11 protein-coding genes are annotated in these 19461 nt (G+C 33.4%); 4 read left to right on the forward strand and 7 right to left on the reverse strand.

Annotated features, from left to right (window positions below):
- Window positions 1-539 precede the first annotated feature (539 nt).
- Complete coding sequence (locus tag ACWGOQ_RS03445; protein ID WP_452057157.1) at window positions 540-1460, reverse strand: T9SS type A sorting domain-containing protein; 921 nt, start codon at window positions 1458-1460, stop codon at window positions 540-542.
- A gap of 111 nt (window positions 1461-1571) precedes the next feature.
- On the opposite strand from ACWGOQ_RS03445, the gene ACWGOQ_RS03450 reads away from it, so the two are divergent.
- A complete protein-coding gene (locus ACWGOQ_RS03450) occupies window positions 1572-3899 on the forward strand; it encodes a hybrid sensor histidine kinase/response regulator (protein ID WP_452057158.1) in 2328 nt (775 codons plus the stop codon).
- A gap of 155 nt (window positions 3900-4054) precedes the next feature.
- Here the strand turns inward: ACWGOQ_RS03450 and ACWGOQ_RS03455 are convergent, their stop codons facing one another.
- The 6 genes from ACWGOQ_RS03455 to ACWGOQ_RS03480 all read right to left on the reverse strand — a co-directional run bounded on the left by ACWGOQ_RS03455 (window position 4055) and on the right by ACWGOQ_RS03480 (window position 15365).
- Window positions 4055-4645 carry a fasciclin domain-containing protein gene (locus ACWGOQ_RS03455; RefSeq protein WP_452057159.1) on the reverse strand — a complete coding sequence of 197 codons (591 nt, stop codon included), beginning with the start codon at window positions 4643-4645 and terminating at the stop codon, window positions 4055-4057.
- Between the two features lie 676 nt (window positions 4646-5321).
- Window positions 5322-7661: a family 20 glycosylhydrolase gene (locus ACWGOQ_RS03460; protein ID WP_452057160.1), complete on the reverse strand. Its 2340-nt coding sequence runs from the start codon at window positions 7659-7661 to the stop codon at window positions 5322-5324.
- A gap of 3 nt (window positions 7662-7664) precedes the next feature.
- The gene (locus ACWGOQ_RS03465) at window positions 7665-8537 is read right to left on the reverse strand and encodes an N-acetylglucosamine kinase (protein WP_452057161.1); all 873 of its coding nucleotides are present in this window, start codon (window positions 8535-8537) and stop codon (window positions 7665-7667) included.
- Between the two features lie 132 nt (window positions 8538-8669).
- A complete protein-coding gene (nagB, locus tag ACWGOQ_RS03470) occupies window positions 8670-10580 on the reverse strand; it encodes a glucosamine-6-phosphate deaminase (protein ID WP_452057162.1) in 1911 nt (636 codons plus the stop codon).
- 92 nt (window positions 10581-10672) lie between these two features.
- Complete coding sequence (locus ACWGOQ_RS03475) at window positions 10673-12208, reverse strand: SusD/RagB family nutrient-binding outer membrane lipoprotein (protein ID WP_452057163.1); 1536 nt, start codon at window positions 12206-12208, stop codon at window positions 10673-10675.
- A 34-nt stretch (window positions 12209-12242) separates the two neighbouring features.
- Window positions 12243-15365, reverse strand: a complete 3123-nt coding sequence (locus tag ACWGOQ_RS03480; protein ID WP_452057164.1) for a SusC/RagA family TonB-linked outer membrane protein — start codon at window positions 15363-15365, stop codon at window positions 12243-12245.
- Window positions 15366-15889: 524 nt separating this feature from the next.
- Here ACWGOQ_RS03480 and ACWGOQ_RS03485 point away from each other — a divergent pair.
- The 3 genes from ACWGOQ_RS03485 (at window position 15890) to ACWGOQ_RS03495 (ending at window position 19264) form a co-directional block, all read left to right on the forward strand.
- Window positions 15890-16645, forward strand: a complete 756-nt coding sequence (locus ACWGOQ_RS03485) for a sensor histidine kinase (RefSeq protein ID WP_452057165.1) — start codon at window positions 15890-15892, stop codon at window positions 16643-16645.
- Window positions 16642-17370, forward strand: coding sequence for a LytR/AlgR family response regulator transcription factor (locus ACWGOQ_RS03490; RefSeq protein WP_452057166.1), 729 nt, complete (start codon window positions 16642-16644; stop codon window positions 17368-17370). The genes ACWGOQ_RS03485 and ACWGOQ_RS03490 overlap by 4 nt, the downstream gene beginning before the upstream one ends.
- Window positions 17371-17455: 85 nt before the next feature.
- On the forward strand, window positions 17456-19264 hold the full coding sequence (locus ACWGOQ_RS03495; protein ID WP_452057167.1) for a sodium:solute symporter family protein: 1809 nt from the start codon (window positions 17456-17458) through the stop codon (window positions 19262-19264).
- Window positions 19265-19461: the final 197 nt, after the last annotated feature.

The raw sequence follows: 19461 nt of genomic DNA on the forward strand, positions 1-19461 counted from the left end.
AAGAAAACAATTAATTTGAACGAAACACAGTTAACCATTTTGTTTTTAGATAAATAAAGGGGTTCGAATTCTGTCAATGAATTTAAATATGATAGAAAAATTCAGCATAGAATATTGTAGGAAAATTTTAGAACGATCTGGAAAAAAGTACCCTATTGATAAAGATGCTGAAGCTATTCGCGACAAACTATACCTGTTGGTTGATGTCGAATTGAATCATACTTTACCTAATAATTAAACCTTTTACTATAATAAAATAATCAGTGTTTAATAGTTGCAATTAGAAAACCTCTCATATTATATTTCTGTTATTACCCACTCGAAGTCTCTCTCTCTTTAATTTAGTTAAGTAAAATCTATTAACTTGTAATTGTTTTCATTAGATTTTTGATTCTATTTACAAACTACTATATATGAACTATTTAGCTTCGATATAACGATCTTGAAAATGCCTGTTTCGTATCAGGTAACATAAAAAAGCCTCACTACAGAGGCTCGAAATAAGTTGTTTTATAAAGAATTATGGTCTTGTGCACCAGCTACCAATGTGAGCAAATGTTTTTATTTAATTTTTTTGCTTTTCTATTGTTAATTTTCAAAAGGTAGATGCCTTTAGTCAAATTATCAATATATATGGGTTTATTGTTTGAAGTCATACCCTTAAGAATAATCTTTCCTGTGATATCGCTAATATGATAAGCAGTTAAGTCTGATAATCCTGAAATATTAATAATAACTGTAGATGGATTAGGAAATAATCTAGGTTCATCATGATCATTTTCAGTTAAAGAAAGTGTAGCCAGAGTAATTTTTGAAATTTTATTTTCATGGAAAACTACAATATATAAATCTTTATTGTTGATAGCCATTCCTGCAACCCCATCTAAACCAAAAATAACATCAATTACAGATGGATTAGAGATATCAAAACGTGATATTTTATCATTATTGAATTGAGAAAAATAAATGTTATTATCAAATAATTCAAGACCAAAAGCATTAGCGTTTACAACTGTAGTAAGTGATGTCGTAGGAGAGGTTATGTCTACTTTAGAAATCCTAGTATTATTTTGCTCAGCTATATATAAATCGTTACCAACTAAAAGAATTTCGTTTGGTTCAGCGATTCCAGTTATAAAATATGATGCAACTGGAGAAGAGTCCGTTACGTCTATTTTTGAAATTTTATCACTTGAATATTCAGCTATGTATAAATCGTTATCATTAATTGCAATTCCGTGTGGAGCATTTAAACCAGTTATAACATCCGAAGCTACTGGATTCATGTCGGTAATATCGATTTTAGAAATTTTATTCCCAGTTAGTTCAGCTATATATAAATCGTTACCAATGATTAAAGTCCCAACAGGTCCAGATAAACCAGTAATTATGTCTGTTTGAGCGTTCAGATTAACGAATGTTAAAAAGAGAAAAATAAAGTAGTTGTAGTTTAGTTTCATTTTTAATAGTTTTAAGTAATATTTGCCAGATAGACACTCCAGGTACAAACATTTGATTTCCAAATATTATCGCTTTTTTTTGTACATTGAAAATTGTTTAATACCCCAAACATGAAGTTATTAGTAACTGTCTACTTCCTTACCTTATTTTCGTATGCTCAAAAACCAGCTTTTGACCCTGAAAAATCTACAGGAAAATTATTTGAGTATGCAGAATTTACAAATGTTGGCAAATCTAAGTATGCTGTTCATGATATTATTAGGGACAGTCTTTTAGTTTATGAAAATTTAAAATCAGAAAATCATGATTTTGGTTTTACATCAGACACCTACTGGATTCGTTTCAAGCTAAAGAATAGCACTAAGGTTGCTAAAACCTATTATTTAGAAACAGCAAGACCTATCACAGATGTAGTCAATATATACGAAATAGGGCAAACCATTAAAGTACAAAGAAACGGGGATCAAATTTCTTTTGATCATAAGGCTATAAAGCACAGACAAATTGTTTTTAAGATTTTACTAAACCCCCAAACCGAAAAGGAGTTTTATATGAAGCTTTCCAGTGATGGGGAGACAATTAACCTTCCTCTTAATTTATCGAACGAATCAACATTCATAAATGATAATTACAAACAGCAGTTGTTTTTAGGACTTTTTTATGGGGTATTAGTATTAGCAGGCTTTATTTATCTTTTCTTCTACACGAGTTTAAAGAACAAAGCATTTTTATATTACGGGATTTATGTATTCTCAATTGCTTTAATGCAAGCCGCACTGGATGGTTTTGTTCATCAGTATTTCTTGCCAAACGGAGGGTATTTTAATAGTCGAATGGTTTTAATCTCTGCTTTATTTTCAAACTATTTCTTACTTAAGTATTGTGAATATTTTTTGAATATAAGATTACATCTGCCAAGTTATTTAAAATTGTACCGTATTATTTATGGAGTACTTGCTGTACTGTTTGTTATGATCTTTATAAGCTCAATGACCTTAGAGCTCGTATATCCAATCAGTAATCTTAATGGTCTTTTAAGTTTACTACTTATAATTGCTACGGTAATTACAATGCGTTTCAAGAAAATATCTGTTGACACGTATTTTTCAATTGGTATTTTTTTCTTAGTAGTGGGACTTTTAGGTTTTGTGCTGAACAACCTGGGAGTATTACCAACGAATTTCTACACCTTGAATAGTTCTAAGTTTGGAAGTGGTTTTGAGGTGGTTTTTTTATCATTATCCATGACCAATCTTTTAGGAAAACTGAGAGAACAAAAAGAAGAATCACAAAGATTAGCACTAAAAAAATCTGAAGAAGTTAGTGAGTTAAAGACGTTTTTTATGTCTAATATGAGTCATGAGTTGAGGACGCCTATTAATGCAATAATGGGGATTGTTGAGACAGAATTAAGGAATACAGCAAATACCCAAAAAGAACTAGAGAAATTTCAAATGATAAGAAACGCCTCCATTAGCTTATTAAGTAATGTAAATGATATTTTAGATTTTGAAAAAATTGAGAAGAATGAAATTAAGCTTACAACCGAAGTTTTTGACCCTTCAATTATTTTAAATCAAATTAGTAAAAACTGGGAATCGGAGGCGCTAAAAAAAGGATTAGCTTATCGTTTCGAAATAGATTCTGAACTTCCTACAAGAGTTACGGGTGATGCAGATAGACTACTACAAATAATAAATAATGTACTAAGCAATGCTGTTAAGTTCACCAATACAGGAGCGGTCGCTTTGAAAATGAAGGGTATACCTCAGCCAGATAATATGTGGTTGTTTTCTTTTCAGGTTTCAGACACGGGAATTGGCATAAACAAAAAAAACAAAGACATTCTCTTTAATAGCTTCAATCAAATGCAACTAAATCATAAACGTCAGTTCGGAGGAATAGGTCTGGGGCTTACCATTGCGAAGCATCTCATATCTTTATTTGAAGGGAGTATAAGGATTGAAAGTAAGTTAGATAAAGGAACCGATGTTTTTATTGAACTCCCTATAAAAGAAATTCATAACGAGGAAGTCAATGTAAGATCAAATGACAATCCGTTACGACCTCTACATATTCTGGTGGTAGAGGACAATAAACTTAATCAGATGGTAATGGGCAAACATCTGGAAAGTTTTTCTAGTATTAGTTTCTCTATTGCAGAAAATGGGAAAGAAGCTCTGGATATGTTGCAAGAAGAAACGTATGACTTGATACTTATGGATTTACAAATGCCGATTATGGATGGCTATGAAGCGACCAAATTTATAAGAAGTGGGAGTTTAGGAATGACAATTAGCAATATTCCTATTATTGCTGTTACGGCAGATGCTATGGAAGAAACCAGACAACATGTTTTACATATTGGAATGAATGATTATATGACCAAACCTGTTGTAAGAGAGTTGCTGCTAAAAAAAATCTTGTTATATAATTAATAGAAATAATATATGTTGAGATATGCATTCATACGAGAAGGATGGTGTATTGAAATTTTTAATTAAAAAAACATTCTGATAAATCGCAAAAAACCACTTCTAACTAATTTAACTTAAGAAGTGGTTATATTTTTAAGAAATTTAAGATGGTTTTTTTATGGCATAACTACTGTATCAATAGCATGTATTACACCGTTCGAAGCATCAACGTCTGTTAAAATTATTTTTGATTTTCCTCCTTTAGTATCAGTAAGAATTACACTATCTCCATCTAAGGAAGCGGTCAATTTACCACCTTGTACGGTAGTAATTGTAAAAGTTCCATCACCATCTTTTATTGCTTTTATGACATCAGTGGCCATGAATTTACCTGACACTACGTGGTACGTTAATATTGACGTAAGTGTTTCCTTACTTTCAGTTTTCAAAAGACTATCAACAGTACCATTAGGTAGTTTTGCAAATGCTTCATTTACCGGAGCAAATACGGTAAACGGCCCATCGCTGTTAAGCGTTTCTACTAATCCCGCTGCTTTTACAGCTGCAACCAAAGTAGAAAAATTTTTATTAGCTGCTGCCACCCCAACAATGGTAGGTGTCTGGCCATTTTTTTCTTGGGTTACTTCCTTAGCAGTCTCTTCTTCTACGGATTCATTTTTTTCAGTGTCTTTTTTGTTGTTGTTATTACAAGCTGCTGTAACTAGCAATCCACTTAATAAAAATGCAGTTAAAAATAATTTTTTCATAATTAATAGGTTTTTATCCAAAGTTAATGAAGCTTACGTGTTAATATACTTAATTTTTGTTTAAACTTTAGTTAAATATGTTAAACATAAATAGTTTTGGTAAATCGGTTTAGATCGTAGCATAGTGATTATTTTATCAATTGTCGGATTCTAGGTACTACGGGTGATGATGGTATTAGATAACTTTAAGTCAAAAAGGAGAAGAGAATTTTTTCATTATAGAAAAATAGCTATTTAAAATACCTGTTGATTGTTAGACTCATTTGGACTCTTACTCGAAAAATGATCATCGATAAGCGCTACTGGTTCTGTTTCTTTATGGGCAATTGAGAAGTTATATGGCTCATGCAATAATGGAAAGTGAATAAAAAAAGGAACTAAAACCAAAAAATCCCCAAAGGCACAGTTGTAAATTCCGGACTATACATACTGACTTGCCATAATACACTTTGTTCATCAATTGATTATGGTCATTCTCTGAGAATTTTTATAAAAAAACTATTAAAGCTTATAATAAATGTGCTCAAAAGATTTTTAAGTGTGCCTTTTTACGTTTTCAGCTGTCTAAGAAAATGATGATATACTTGTTACCCCAAAGGCAGCACACAAGAATATGATGGATGTTATATGGGAAGAAATATATTTTTCATTATAAAATAAATTATTCAGAAGCTATCTATTTAAAAGATAATGTTGTTTTGGTATTTTGATGAAAAATCATGTGCTCGTCTACTATTTGATAATCTTTATCAGACTCTTTTCGAAATTTTAATTCTACGGTATTCCAGTCGGATGCCCAACCTTTTACAATATTATTCAAGTAAATGATTTTGAGTTTATGTTTTCCTTTTTTAAGAGCAACAGAACTTTCTTCAGGGTGTTTTTTTATGACTTTTTTGTAATCTATAACAAGTTGGTCACCGATCCATATTTGATCCTGTGTACTAGAGAAATAATAGATTCCATCCTCTGGGATATCGATATATCCTTCTAAAAAAACGGCTTTAAAATTTTCCTTTTTAACTTCGTGTCCCCAATCATAGGTGTGATTTGCTTCTCTAATATTTTTAATAACTGAAACTTCAGAAGGAGTTCCCTTTTCAATTTCATCGATATCCAGAAAATGACCTTTTATGGTTTTGATTTTTAATCCGGGTGATAAGTCCATTGATGCTTTTATCGGTTGTAGGTAAGATTGTTTTACGATGTTAAGCGTTCGTGTTTTGCTTATTTTACCATGAGGTAGTACTGAGGCTATCTTCAACGTAGTTGTTTCATCAAATGTAAAAGCCTTGGTGTACTCACTACTTGTTTGTGTAGGATCAGATCCATCTGTAGTATAAACCATTTTTACTGGATGTGTGGTATTAAAAGGTAAGGTTACGCTATCCAGAAATGCAATATAATCAGACGAGGGCCCTTCTGGTAAAGGAATATGATAGTTAATGTTGTGATAATCTAGTATGGGATATAAGTTGTTTAGACGATTTAAAAAACTATTGAAGTTTTTATTTTTTTTAGGGGTCCAACCAGTTTCTGCAATGGCTATTAACCTTGGATATAATTGATATTCTGCAATATCATCATTGTCTGTTTGTTCTGCCCAAAGATTACCTTGTAATCCAAGAATGTGATGTCTTTTGTTTTCTTGTATTGCTTCAGGAATGGGGTTATAGTTATACGATTTTTGAAGCGTAGTATGCCCTCCAAATGCCATAGGTTCTACCTGTTTACTTCCTTGATAAAAATTAAGATATACATACTCTAGTGGGGTCATAATCACATCGTGCCCTTCATTTGCAGCTTTAATACCCCCTTTTTCACCTTGCCAAGACATGATGTTAGTAGTTTCGGTAATTCCTCCTTCCAGAATTTCATCCCATCCTATCATAATTTTACCGTGATCTTGTAGTATTTTTTCTATGCGTGCCATAAAGTAACTTTGTAGCTCTTTTTCATCTTTCAAATTTTCTTTTTTCATTAATTTTTGACATAATTCGGACTCCTTCCAGTTACGTTTTGGAACTTCATCTCCGCCAACATGAAAATAAGTATATGGGAATAAAGCTGCCATTTCGCGTATTACATTTTCTGCAAAAACATAAACCTCTTCTTTTCCTGCACATAAAATATTGTAATCCACTCCCCATATTTCCCTTATTTCGAAAGGTTTTTCGACACACGCAAGTTCGGGATATGATGCAAGAATTGCTCTTGCATGTCCGGGCATATCAAATTCTGGAATTACATCGATAAAACGTTCTTTGGCATACGCGACAACTTCTTTTATATCGTCTTGTGTATAAAATCCGTGGTAAATGTTACGTTCTGTACTTCCTCTCTTGGCACCAATTTCTGTTAGTTTTGGGTATTTTTTTATTTCTATGCGCCAACCTTGATCGTCTGTCAAATGCCAATGAAACTTGTTTATTTTTAGTGTTGCTAAAAAATCCAATTGTTTTTTGATGAACTCCACAGTAAAGAAATGTCTGGAAACGTCCAACAATACACCTCTCCACGCAAAAGCGGGTTCATCTTTTATATCTACAGAAGGGATAATAAACGTTTTATCTCCTTTAAAATTATCATTTGGAATCAGCGGTAGCAGTTGCATTAAGGATTGCGCTCCATAAAACAAGCCCTTAGCGCTTTTAGAAATTATCGAAATATGATCTTCATAAGTTTTTAATAGATAACCTTCTTCATTTAATTTTAGATCGTTATCTATTAGCAATTGAATTGAATTCTCCTTTTTTTGATCCGTGGTTCTGAGTTTTAGTCCAGTTCTATCGTTAATTACATCGATAAAGAATTGTGCAATTTTCGTTGTCTCATTATTTTTAGTAAAAAAGGAGGTTTCTTTATTTACAGTAAAAGTACCTTGTTTTTCTAACAACGATAAAGGCATCGGTGTAATTCTTGGACTCGTATTGACAGCCACTACGGGTTTTTCTTTTTCTTGACAAGAAATTAAAACTATGAATATGGATACTATATAGAAAATGGATCTTTTCATTAATTAAATTATTTTTTGCAATGGATGTTGGGTAGAAATGATATGTTTTATTAGGTTATTGATCGGCTTTTTAACGAAACTTTTTACAACAAAGCTGGTGTTAGAAAGAATATTATTGATAATATCCTGTGAATAGTATGCAATGGAACCTACAAAGTGAATTGGGTAATTCTCTAGTTCTCTGGAATATAACACAAGATAATCATCAATAAAAACCTGTATTCCTTGATGCAAAAGATTCTCTATAAAAGGATGTCCTCTATGCTGAAACATAAAGACTGCGTAGGATGCCAAATAGGCGTTAGGCTGTTTTAAGCCATATAAATTGCAAAAGAGTTTTTCTAAATCTGCTCCAAACATTGTTTTAAACCCTTCTGCAAGGTCAGCAGGCATGTTTTGCATATAAAAGCTTTTTAATAAGGCTTTTCCGAAATAGTTACCACTAGCCTCATCGGCTAGCAGATATCCCAGAGAAGGTGCTTTTTGGACTATTTTTGCTCCGTCAAAATAACAGCAGTTCGATCCTGTTCCTAAAATTGCAATTACTCCCGGAGTTTTTGTTGTAGCATGAACAGCAGCAATCAAATCTTCTTGAACTGTTATCAATTTTACGTTTTTGAAAATAGTATTGAAAGATGATTTGATTTTTTGACTACCAATTATTGTTCCACAACCCGCTCCGTAGAAATGGATTTCGTTAATAATATTTCTTTTTTGTGACATCTCAGTAACCTCAAGTACCACTTCTTCAATTTTTTTTTCAGATAGATGTAAGGGGTTGATCCCTATGGTGGTATGAGAAAACAGGGTTTTTCCAGATAGATCAATTATGACCCAATCACATTTGGTAGAACCACTATCGGCTATTAATATCATATCCTTTATGATTTGACTTCGTATTGAGAGTTTAATCGTTAGAGGTTACTTCAAAACTTTTATATACTTGTATATTTACTGTTGGAGTAGTGTTATGTAACCTTTTGATTGTAAGAAGTTTACTATAAGCTATCAAAAGTAATATCTCTTAAAAGCTTCAATGGCTTCATATTCTGCTAATCCAAGTTTGTCATATAGTTTTGCTGTGTTTTTATTTCGCTCTTCTGCTCGTAACCAAAATTCTCTAGAGTCTTCACCTTGAAACATAACTTTGTCCTTTTGTGATTGATGAAAAAGAATAGCATTTGTCTTTCTACTCACTTCATCAGGGCTTAATGGTACGGCCATTTCAATATCGTGAATATCCCATTCGTGCCAGGCTCCTCTATATAGCCACAACCAACAATCATCCATAAACGTTTCTTGTTTTACTATAGAAACTGTTTCCAGAATAGCGTCTAGACAAAGTTTATGGGTTCCATGAGGATCCGCTAAGTCTCCGGCCGCATAAATCTGATGGGGTTTTATATGTGTTATAATGCTTTTAATGATAGTAATATCAGCATTACCTATTGGGTTTTTCTTGGCTTTTCCGGTTTCATAAAAAGGAAGATTCAGAAAGTGAACCTTGTGATCAGGAAGTCCTAAATATCTAGTAGCACCATAGGATTCCATTCTTCTTATTAAACCTTTCGTTAATCTTACTTCGGGAGTATCTACATCTCCGGTATTTTTAGATTTTATAGTATTTATAATCGTATTAAAAACAGTACTATCTTCGGCTAAGTGTTGTGCTACCTCACCAAATTTTAGAGTTTCTTGATCAGTGACTGCAATGTTTCCAGAGGTTTGATAAGCTACGTGTACGTCGTGCCCTTGATCAATTAGCCTAGAAAATGTGCCTCCCATAGAGATTACATCATCATCAGGATGTGGGCTAAATATAAGTACTCTTTTCTGAGAAGGATTAGCTCTTTCGGGACGTTTTGTGTCATCTGCATTTGGTTTGCCACCAGGCCATCCGGTAATCGTATTTTGTAAGCGATTGAACATTTTTATGTTTAGCTCATATGCGGACCCTTCTAATGTTAAAAGACTGGACATTCCGTGGTTATTGTAGTCTTTATCGGTCAGTTTTAGTAAAGGTTTTTGCACTTCCTGACTTAGCCAGGTAACTGCCTTTAATTTAAGTTTAGTGGTCCAGATACATTGATCCACCAGCCATGGGGTTTTTATCCGCGTAAGATCTTCAGCAGCTTCATTATCAAGAACAACAGTAATGTTTTTATGTTCTTGTAAAAAAGAAGCTGGAATTTGTGAAGTTATTTCTTCTTCGATAGTCTTTTTGACAACAGATGCTTTTTTATGTCCCCACGCAAGTAAGAGAATACGTTTTGCTTTCATAATGGTGCTAATTCCCATAGTGATAGCTCTCTTAGGTACATTTTCTAGACCATTAAAATCTGAAGCAGCATCTCTTCTCGTTATATGATCTAACGTAATGATTCTGGTTCCTGAATTGCGATGGGATCCAGGTTCATTAAATCCAATATGTCCTGTCCTCCCAATACCCAGTAACTGAAAATCCAATCCACCAAGTTTTTTAATCTTCATCTCATAATCAATGCAGTATTGATCGATTTCTTCAGGGTGAATGTTCCCAGAAGGAATATTAATATTTTCTGGATTTATATCAACATGGTCAAATAAATGTTGATGCATAAAGTGGTGATAACTCTGTTGGTTATCTGTATTCATTGGATAATACTCATCTAGATTAAAAGTGATCACGTTATTGAAACTTAGTTCTCCCAAACGATATAAGGTTACTAATTCTTCGTATACTTTTATGGGTGATGACCCTGTAGCCAACCCCAAAATACATGGTTTACCTTCTTTTTGCTTTTGCTTTATTATGTCTGAAATTTCTAAAGCTGCCAGCTTAGATGCATAGGAGGAATCCTGAAATATTTCATTATGTATTTTTTCAAACTTGGTGTCCTCAAACTTACCAACTTGCCTGAATTTAATTTCTTTAATCATTTTCTTTTTTTAAGTTTTAAGGTGATTTAAACTTGTTTTTCTTGTTAAAATGATACTACTTCATGGGTATTTATAAAGGTTCTCATATGATCTCATTCGATATCCCACCAAATAGTGGTGGTCATTACATCGGGTCCTTGTCTTTCTATAGCTTCTTTTACCTTTGCTTCGTTGGCTACTAATTCTGTCGTTGAGTACTGTAATCTTTTAGGAACATTTCCGTTATTGGGTTCCGAAACGAAATAGGTGGTATTATCAGTAAATGCAGGTATTAAGTCTGTTCTTCTAACCAAAGACCAGGCTTCATACCCATTCATTAATAACGCTAGCCATCTTTGATTCCATACAGACGCTAATTGTTGTTCAGTGGATCCAGATAAAGTAGCAATGGATTGATTTGCTATAAATGTTTCAATATCACCAGCATCTACACCCCAAAAATTCATGCTTGCTCTGATGCCTTCTTGATAAAGTGCCTGTGGATTTCCTGGATACCCTAAAAGTGCGGCTTCTGCCTGTAAAAAGTAAGATTCGGCTGCAGTAAGTATTTGAGTGGGTACTACATTAATAACATCGGTCGTTGATGTTCCAATGATTTTTTGAGATGGAATAGCTAGATCTGCTCTTGGTATAATACCTCTTAATGAAATGGCAGTACCTTCAAAAGTGCCATTGGGAGATGGATCAGCCATCTCTGATAGTCTAGGATCATTGTTATCATTGAGCAAACTCATAAAGCGATCAGAGAATACCCATTTAGAACCTAATCCTGCAAACCCCCAATAAATATCTTCAAAACCTCCATCAAGAAATGATAATATCAATGCGGATTCAGACTTTTTTAAAAGCGCTTCATTAGAGCTGTCGATTAAAGTATTAGCAAGGCAATCATTGATGACATCATCAATAAGTGATTGTTCTCCGGCTTGTATGAAAGCATCTCTGGATCTGATCGCAATTCTTAATCGTAATGTATTTGCAAATGCTTTCCATTTTTGAGGATCTCCATTATAAATAAAATCGCCTTCTGCACCAGCTATTATTTCTGATGATGAACCGATTTCATCCATTTGAGTTTTTAACTCATTAAGAAGGTCAGTATAAATTTCTTTTTGGGCATCATATTTGGGTTGTGGGTCATTTAGAATCAATTCGTCGCCAATTACCTCACTGTACGGAATGTCTCCATAGATGTCGGTCATCTTTTGATAAAACCAAGACATCATAATTTTGGTTACAGCTGCACCATTACCATCCCCTAAATCATTATAGGTACCTAACAGGTTTCTGATGTTTAAAGATACTTTTTGATAAGATGCATCAAATATAGCGTTGGTATATCCTTGATTGTTTTGATAAGCATCACCAGCAAACCAAGAACCTTCTGCATTGTAACTAAATTGATTTGCAAATTGACTTGTATAGATTAAATTGCCTCTCCAGCTTAAGAAACGAGGTTCTGCAAATTCAAAATATTGTACTCCCGCCATAATTCCTTCTACAGTCGCAGTTTCGGGACTAACCGGATTCGTATTTATTTCTTCAAAATCTTCTGTACAAGAAGCGGATATAATTAGTAGTATAAGAAAACCAACAAATAGTTTCGGTGTGTGTTTTTGAGTTTTCATAATTCTATATGTTTTCATTATCGTTATTCATTTGTTAAAAAGTAAGATTTACTCTAAGTCCGTGGCTGCTGGCAGATGGAATTCCAAAAAACTCTACCCCTCCAAAACTCGTATTGAATCCTGTCTCTGGATCAAAGTTGTCAATGTTGCTGTGTAAAATCGCCAGATTTCTTCCTACATAGCTTATAGACAGATTGGAGAGATGCAATCCTTTAATAGTTTTTTCTGGGAAATTATATCCAAAGGTCAACTCTCTAAACTTAATAAAGCTTCCATCGTATACCCAGTTTTCTCCTATTTGGCCAAGTCTACCCCAGTATACCTGAGGATTTACACCTCGTTGTTGCACTTCTGGGTCTAATGTTCCATCAATAGTTGCATTTTGAGGAACCTCAATACCTTGTCCACCAGCAAAGAATTCCCTACCAGGCAATGTTTCAACGGCAGTACCTTGTGTATGTCTTTGTATTTCTGAAAGTGAAAACACATCACCACCAAATCTTGCATCAAATAAGAAACTTAAGGAGAATTGTTTGTACGTAAAAGTATTTCCCCAGTTTAAAAAAGCATCTGGAGCAACATCCCCAATCTGAGATATTTCGGTATTTATTACAGGTAGCCCGTTGGTGTCATAAACGATGTTTCCATTGTCATCTCTGGTAAACGTAGTGCCAAATAATCCTTGAGCACTAGAACCCACTTCTGCGGCTACTTGTACAATGTCGTTAAATTGTCTTACCAATATGTTTCTATCTACTCCTTGTGCTAATTCCTCTACTTCATTTTCATTAGTAGTGAAGTTCACTGTAGTCGACCAGCTAAAATTATCTGTCTTTATAATGTCTGCGTCAACAGAAAGTTCAATTCCTTTATTAGTCACTAGACCTGCATTAATAATCTGGTTTGCAGCTCCGCTTGATGGAGGTAGTGTTAATCTTAATATCTGATCTTCGGTTCTTATTGTGTAATAGGTCGCTGATAATCCGATTCTATTATTTATAAATCTAGCATCGATACCAAACTCAAGTGAATTAGATATTTCAGGAACTAAATTTGGATTATTAAGTTCTGGACCTGCACCGGCACCTTCTTCAGCATTTCCAAAAAAGAAAAAGCGTTGCCCGTTAAATAGATTAGAAGATACATTATAAGTATTTACTAAAGAAAAAGCTCCTGTAGCATTTCCTGTCTGTGCAAAACTACCTCTTAGTTTTAGATTTGATAGTATTGGATTATCCTGTAAGGAAGGAAAAGCATCAGTCACCACAAAACTTAAACCTACCGAAGGATAGAAAAAAGAAGCATCATTGATTGGTAAAGTAGAACTCCAGTCATTTCTAGCTGTAAATTCTGCAAAGAGGTAATTATTAAACCCTAAAGTCATAGATCCGAAAATAGAGTTAGAAGAGTTTCTGGCATTACCAGGCACTACACTAATACTTTCAAAATTATTTAGTGAGAAAAAGTTGGGTAGTAAAAAAGTCTCTCCAATAGCCTGTACTGATCTGAATGAGACATCAGAATGACTAAAACCTAAAGTAGCGCCTAGATTAAAATGACTTCCCAGATCAGTATTGTATCTAAAAATAAGATCATAGTTATTGGTTCTTGCGGTAGAGTTAGTATCAGAAAAACGTCCATTACCGGCAATATCAAATGCACCAAAGGGGTTAAATACCTGCTGATTGGTAGTGATATGATCCTGAGAAAGCCGCATAAGGGCTTTTAATCCCGGTGCGATATCTACATTTAATTCTAGAAGACTAATGTATCGATCAGTTTCATCTTCATTAAGTAGGGCGTTGGCAGTATAATATGGATTGGTGATAAAGGCTCCTGCCCAATTGTTTGGCGTACCATCAGGTTCTAAAAAATTAGTACTCAATAATGAGTTTGAAATATTTCTGGGTCTTAAGGAAAGAGCACGGGTTATATTGGTTTGTCCTCCTGTTAATTCTGGTCTGTTTTGGGCATCTTGGTGAATGTAATCTACTTTTCCTAAGATTTTTAACCACTTAGTAATAGATGCTCCAGCTTTGATACTAAAATTTTGTCTTTTCAAATTACTTCCGGGCACAATGGACTCATCATCTAATCTTGAAAAACTGAACCTATAATCGAATTTTTCTGTCCCTTGTGAAACAGATACAGAATTCAGGAAAGAGAATCCTGTTCTAAAAAAATCTTTAAACTTATTATCATTCGCAGCATACGTTGCAGTTCCTATACCATCAAAACGTTCTCTTTGCGATCCGTCCAATCTGGGGCCAAAGCTACTACCATTTGTAATGTCATATACTAATTGGTTTGTTGAGGTATCAAACTGGCCTTGACCAAATTCATTTTGAAATTTTGGAGACACCAATAATGAACTAGCAGTTACCGCAGAGTTAATTTCGACAGTTGGTTTGTCAGAACGTCCTTTTTTTGTGGTAATAACCAACACTCCATTGATACCCCTAAATCCATACAATGCAGTTGCGTTACCTCCTTTTAAAAGCGATATGTTTTCGATATCATTAGGGTTTAAGTTGGATAACGTATTTCCATAATCCAATCCCGAAGCAAAATCTCCTTGACCTCCTTGATTATCATCTATAATTACACCGTCTAATACTATAAGAGGTTGGTTGTTTGTTCCTAAAGAGCTAATTCCTCTAACGTTAATAGATACAGATGATCCTACGCCACCAGAATTAGAATTTATGTTTACACCAGCTAGTTTTCCACGAATAGCTGATCCTATATTAGGGTCTGCAGTCTGCGTGATAGTTTCCGATTTAAGTTCCTGTACAGAATATCCTAGTTTTTTTGACTCTTGTCGTATACCAAAAGCGGTTATAACTACATCTTCTAGTTGTTCTGCGTCTTGTTCTAAACTTACATTGATGATGTTTGATGAATTAACAGGTATTTCTTTGGTCTTAAATCCAATGTATGAAAAGACCAAAATATCCCCAGAAGAAGTGTTCATTGAGTATGCACCATCAAAATTGGTTTGCGCTCCGGAAGAAGTTCCTTTTATAATGACATTAACTCCCGGCAAAGGAGTGTTATTGGCAGCATCTGTTACTGTACCTGAAACCTTTTTTTCCTGAGCTAGGACTCCAATTATTGAAAATAAAAATGAAATTAAAGTGATTTTTTTTTGCCTCATGTTTTCCTTTTATTGATTATTTGTGATGTTCTAAATTAGGAGTTTGAAGGTTTTCTTTTTTTTTTTTTATCCGAACAACAGCATTTTAATAATGAACGACATGGAACTGTAGATAATCGTAGTTGTAAGATTTTTGTAAGAAACTTTTTTTTGTTTTTTATCTTATTTAATGATACTTTTTCACAGTTTTTTAATAAAATTAACACTGTTCTGTGTCAAACACTGAAAAAAATGTAATCCACAAAGGTGTGATAGAAAAAACCATTAAGAGAAAGTATCATATCTATTTTTGGATCATATATTTTCTCTTTAATGTGATTAGGTGGGGGAGTTATTTTAATGACTATTGGTACTCATTTAAATCCAATTTGGTGGAGTTTCCATTGCATTTGGTTGTCGTATATTTCAATATCTATTACCTGATACCAAATTACTTGTTAAGGAAGAAATACACATTGTATGTCACCTTTTTACTTTTTAGTTTAGGAATTCATTATGTAGTAAGATCATGCCTAAATTTTTGGTTGATTACAGAAAATATTTGGCCCGAAGCACAAGGAGAAAATGAGCCCTTTGGCCTGAACCATATTATAGCGGTTGTTTTAGGAGAATTATACGTTCTGGCACTTACTTTCTCAATAAAAATAAGTGTTGATTTTATAATGGAAAGAAATAAAAACCAACAGTTAACAGTGTTGCAGTATAATACAGAATTACAATACCTCAAAGCACAAATTCAGCCACATTTTTTCTTTAATACCTTAAATAATTTATACGCACTGACCATTAAGAAATCGTCAAAAGCATCAGAGGTTGTGATTAAGTTATCAGAATTTATGCAGTATATCATATACGATGCGAGCAAAAAAAAAGTTCCTTTAATAGAAGAAATAAAATATATAGACAATTACATAGAGTTAGAAAATATCAGATATGGAAATCAACTCAAAACAGAAATTAACATTAAGGGATGTATTGATGAGGTGTCAGTGACCCCACTTTTATTCTTGCCTTTTGTAGAAAATGCCTTTAAACACGGTTTTAAAGATAAAGGTGAAATGAGCTTAATTATAACATTTGAAGTCAACGATAAAACATTGATCTTCATAGCTGAGAATAGTTATGATCATAAAGCTTCTTCTGGGTTGAAAAGTGGCATAGGAATTAAGAATGTAGAAAGAAGATTGCAACTTTTATACAATAAAAATTATGAACTGAAAATATCAAATAAAAATACTAATGAGACGTATAAGATTACCCTTAAAATCCCAACCCTATGACCATTAAATGTATCATAATTGATGATGAATCTTTGGCAATAAGTGTCATAGAGTCATACCTCAAAGAATTTAAAAATATTGAAATCATTAGTGTTTTTAAAAACCCTTTAGAAGCTTTGCCGTTATTAGAAAAAGGAGGAGTAGATGTCATTTTTTTGGATATTAATATGCCAAGAATGAATGGTTTAGAATTTTTAAAAACGCTTAAAGATTATCCAGAAATTATTATTACAACAGCATACAAAGAATACGCTATCGAAAGTTATGAGTTAGAAGTTCTTGATTATTTAGTAAAGCCCATTCCTTTTAGCAGGTTTTTAAAATCAATCAATAAATTAATGTCAAAACTAATACATCTGGATAAAGGAAAACCTTTTGCAGATTTTGAACAAGATCCACATATATTTTTAAAAGTAGATAAAAAACTAATCAAAATTTTTCTTCGGGATATTCTTTATATAGAAAGCTTAAAAGATTATATCAAGTTGCGTAGTGTAGAAGGAACATATATTTCTCATAAATCATTGGCAAGTATAAGTGAGGAATTGCCATCAGAAAACTTTATCAGAATACATAAGTCTTATACGATTGCAATAGATAAAGTAAAATCTGTAGAAGGTAATCTTGTAGAAATTGATAATAAAAGAATTCCAATAGGACGCAATTACTCAATGCACGCTAAAAAACAAATATTAAAGAATAAAGGAAACCTTCTAAACGGATAGGTTTATCTGATCATCAAAAAAACTTAAGAGAAACTACTTTTTTAAAATATAATCGGTATTAACAAACGATAACAAATACAACCACATGAAATTAAGCACGCTAGACTACGCTATTATTGTAGCTATATTACTCACCACACTTTTGATAGGTGTGATCGTATCAAGAAAATCAGGAAAAAGCACTTCTGAGTATTTTTTATCTGGCAGAAACATGCCCTGGTGGTTATTAGGATTCTCGATGGTAGCAACTACGTTTTCTACAGATACCCCTAATTTTGTGACAGATATTGTCAGAAAAGATGGTGTCTCTTCAAACTGGATGTGGTGGGCATTTTTAATAACAGGTCTTTTGACTGTTTTTATTTATGCTAAACTTTGGCGAAGATCCAATGTAAGTACGGATATCGAATTTTATGAATTACGTTATGGTGGAGCTCCGGCAAAATTTTTGAGATCATTTAGAGCCTTATACCTAGGTCTTGTATTTAATGTTTTTGCAATGGCTGGTGTTACGCTCGCTGCGATTAAAATAGGTAGTATAATGCTTGGATTAGAGCCTTGGCAAACGATTGTGTATGCCGGGGTAATTACGGTAATATTTAGTGCTTTAGGGGGTTTTAAAGGTGTGGTTTATACAGATTTTTTATTGTTTTTTATAGCCATAGGAGGAGCCATAGGAGCGGCATATTATTTGGTAAACATACCCGAAGTTGGAGGATTAGAGAATTTGATTTCACATCCAAATGTCTCAGATAAACTATCATTAATACCAGATTTTAATGATAGGGAGGCACTTATAACACTTTTAATTATCCCCTTAGCAGTGCAATGGTGGAGCTCTTGGTTTCCGGGTGCAGAACCTGGAGGTGGTGGATATATTGCGCAAAGAATGTTAGCTGCTAAAAATGAAAATCACGCCATAGGAGCAACTTTCTTTTTTAATATTATGCATTATTCTTTACGTCCTTGGCCTTGGATATTAGTTGCATTGGCCTCTCTTATAGTATTTCCAGATATCGCAAGTATCCAAGAAGCTTTTCCAAACGTGTCAGAGGACAAATTAGGTCATGATTTGGCATATTCAGCAATGTTGGCAAAATTACCAAGCGGACTTTTAGGATTGGTATTTGCTTCGTTGATTGCAGCGTATATGAGCACAATTTCTACACATCTCAATTGGGGCTCTTCTTATATCGTGAATGATTTTTATAAACAACAAATAAAAAAAGACGCATCTGAGAAAGAATTAGTAATGATAGGTAGATTGTCTACAGTAATTTTGATGGTGCTCAGTGCAATATTTGCGTTATATCTTAAAAATGCAAAACAACTTTTTGATATCATCATTATGTTTGGAGCCGGTACAGGACTCATATTCATTCTTAGATGGTTTTGGTGGAGAATTAATTCTTGGAGTGAGATTTCTGCAATGCTAATTTCAGGAGTTGTATCGCTAATATTCTCTTCCTCAATTGGTGATTATTTTTTTGGGAGTGATGGTTTTATGCCAGGTTGGGCAAAATTGCCAAGTATTGTTTTCATAACAACGATAGTTTGGATCAGTGTAACACTATTGACAAAACCTGAAAGTGTTAGTGTATTACGAAATTTTTATAAAAAAATACAACCGGGAGGACCTGGTTGGAAAAAGATTGTCAACGAGGCCAAACAAGAAGATGTAGAAATAGTAGATACTAATCAGGGTTGGAGTGTGCCATCAGGTATATTAGCTTTATTATTAGGTTGTTTTTTAGTGTATGGAATATTGTTTACTACGGGGCACATTATTTATGGTAATTTGCAAGAATCATTGATGATAGGATCCGGAACTGTGATTGCTGGTATTTTATTAATAAGAGTATGGAAAAAAATTGGTAAAGATCTTATTGTTTAGATAAAATTTAACGCACAATTGAATACAAAATTAGATTGAAGTCTCGACGCGATTTTCTTCTCTGACTAAAAATTTCCTGTTATGTTTTTTTCCTTGATTTAGAAAAGATAAAGGGATATTTAGTCAGAAAATAAAGCGGTTAAATTTCTTAAAAGTATCTTAAATGACGATCATAGGATTTTCACCTCGTAATATCT

The organism is Aquimarina ulvae (assembly GCF_053613295.3).

Excerpts from the sequence above, each read along its gene's own strand:
- ACWGOQ_RS03475 (WP_452057163.1), bottom strand. The coding sequence starts at position 12,208 with ATGAAAACTCAAAAACACACACCGAAACTATTTGTTGGTTTTCTTATA.
- ACWGOQ_RS03460 (WP_452057160.1), bottom strand. The coding sequence starts at position 7,661 with ATGAAAAGATCCATTTTCTATATAGTATCCATATTCATAGTTTTAATT.
- ACWGOQ_RS03465 (WP_452057161.1), bottom strand. The coding sequence starts at position 8,537 with ATGATATTAATAGCCGATAGTGGTTCTACCAAATGTGATTGGGTCATA.
- nagB (WP_452057162.1), bottom strand. The coding sequence starts at position 10,580 with ATGATTAAAGAAATTAAATTCAGGCAAGTTGGTAAGTTTGAGGACACC.
- ACWGOQ_RS03480 (WP_452057164.1), bottom strand. The coding sequence starts at position 15,365 with ATGAGGCAAAAAAAAATCACTTTAATTTCATTTTTATTTTCAATAATT.
- ACWGOQ_RS03455 (WP_452057159.1), bottom strand. The coding sequence starts at position 4,645 with ATGAAAAAATTATTTTTAACTGCATTTTTATTAAGTGGATTGCTAGTT.
- ACWGOQ_RS03495 (WP_452057167.1), top strand. The coding sequence starts at position 17,456 with ATGAAATTAAGCACGCTAGACTACGCTATTATTGTAGCTATATTACTC.
- ACWGOQ_RS03450 (WP_452057158.1), top strand. The coding sequence starts at position 1,572 with ATGAAGTTATTAGTAACTGTCTACTTCCTTACCTTATTTTCGTATGCT.
- ACWGOQ_RS03490 (WP_452057166.1), top strand. The coding sequence starts at position 16,642 with ATGACCATTAAATGTATCATAATTGATGATGAATCTTTGGCAATAAGT.
- ACWGOQ_RS03445 (WP_452057157.1), bottom strand. The coding sequence starts at position 1,460 with ATGAAACTAAACTACAACTACTTTATTTTTCTCTTTTTAACATTCGTT.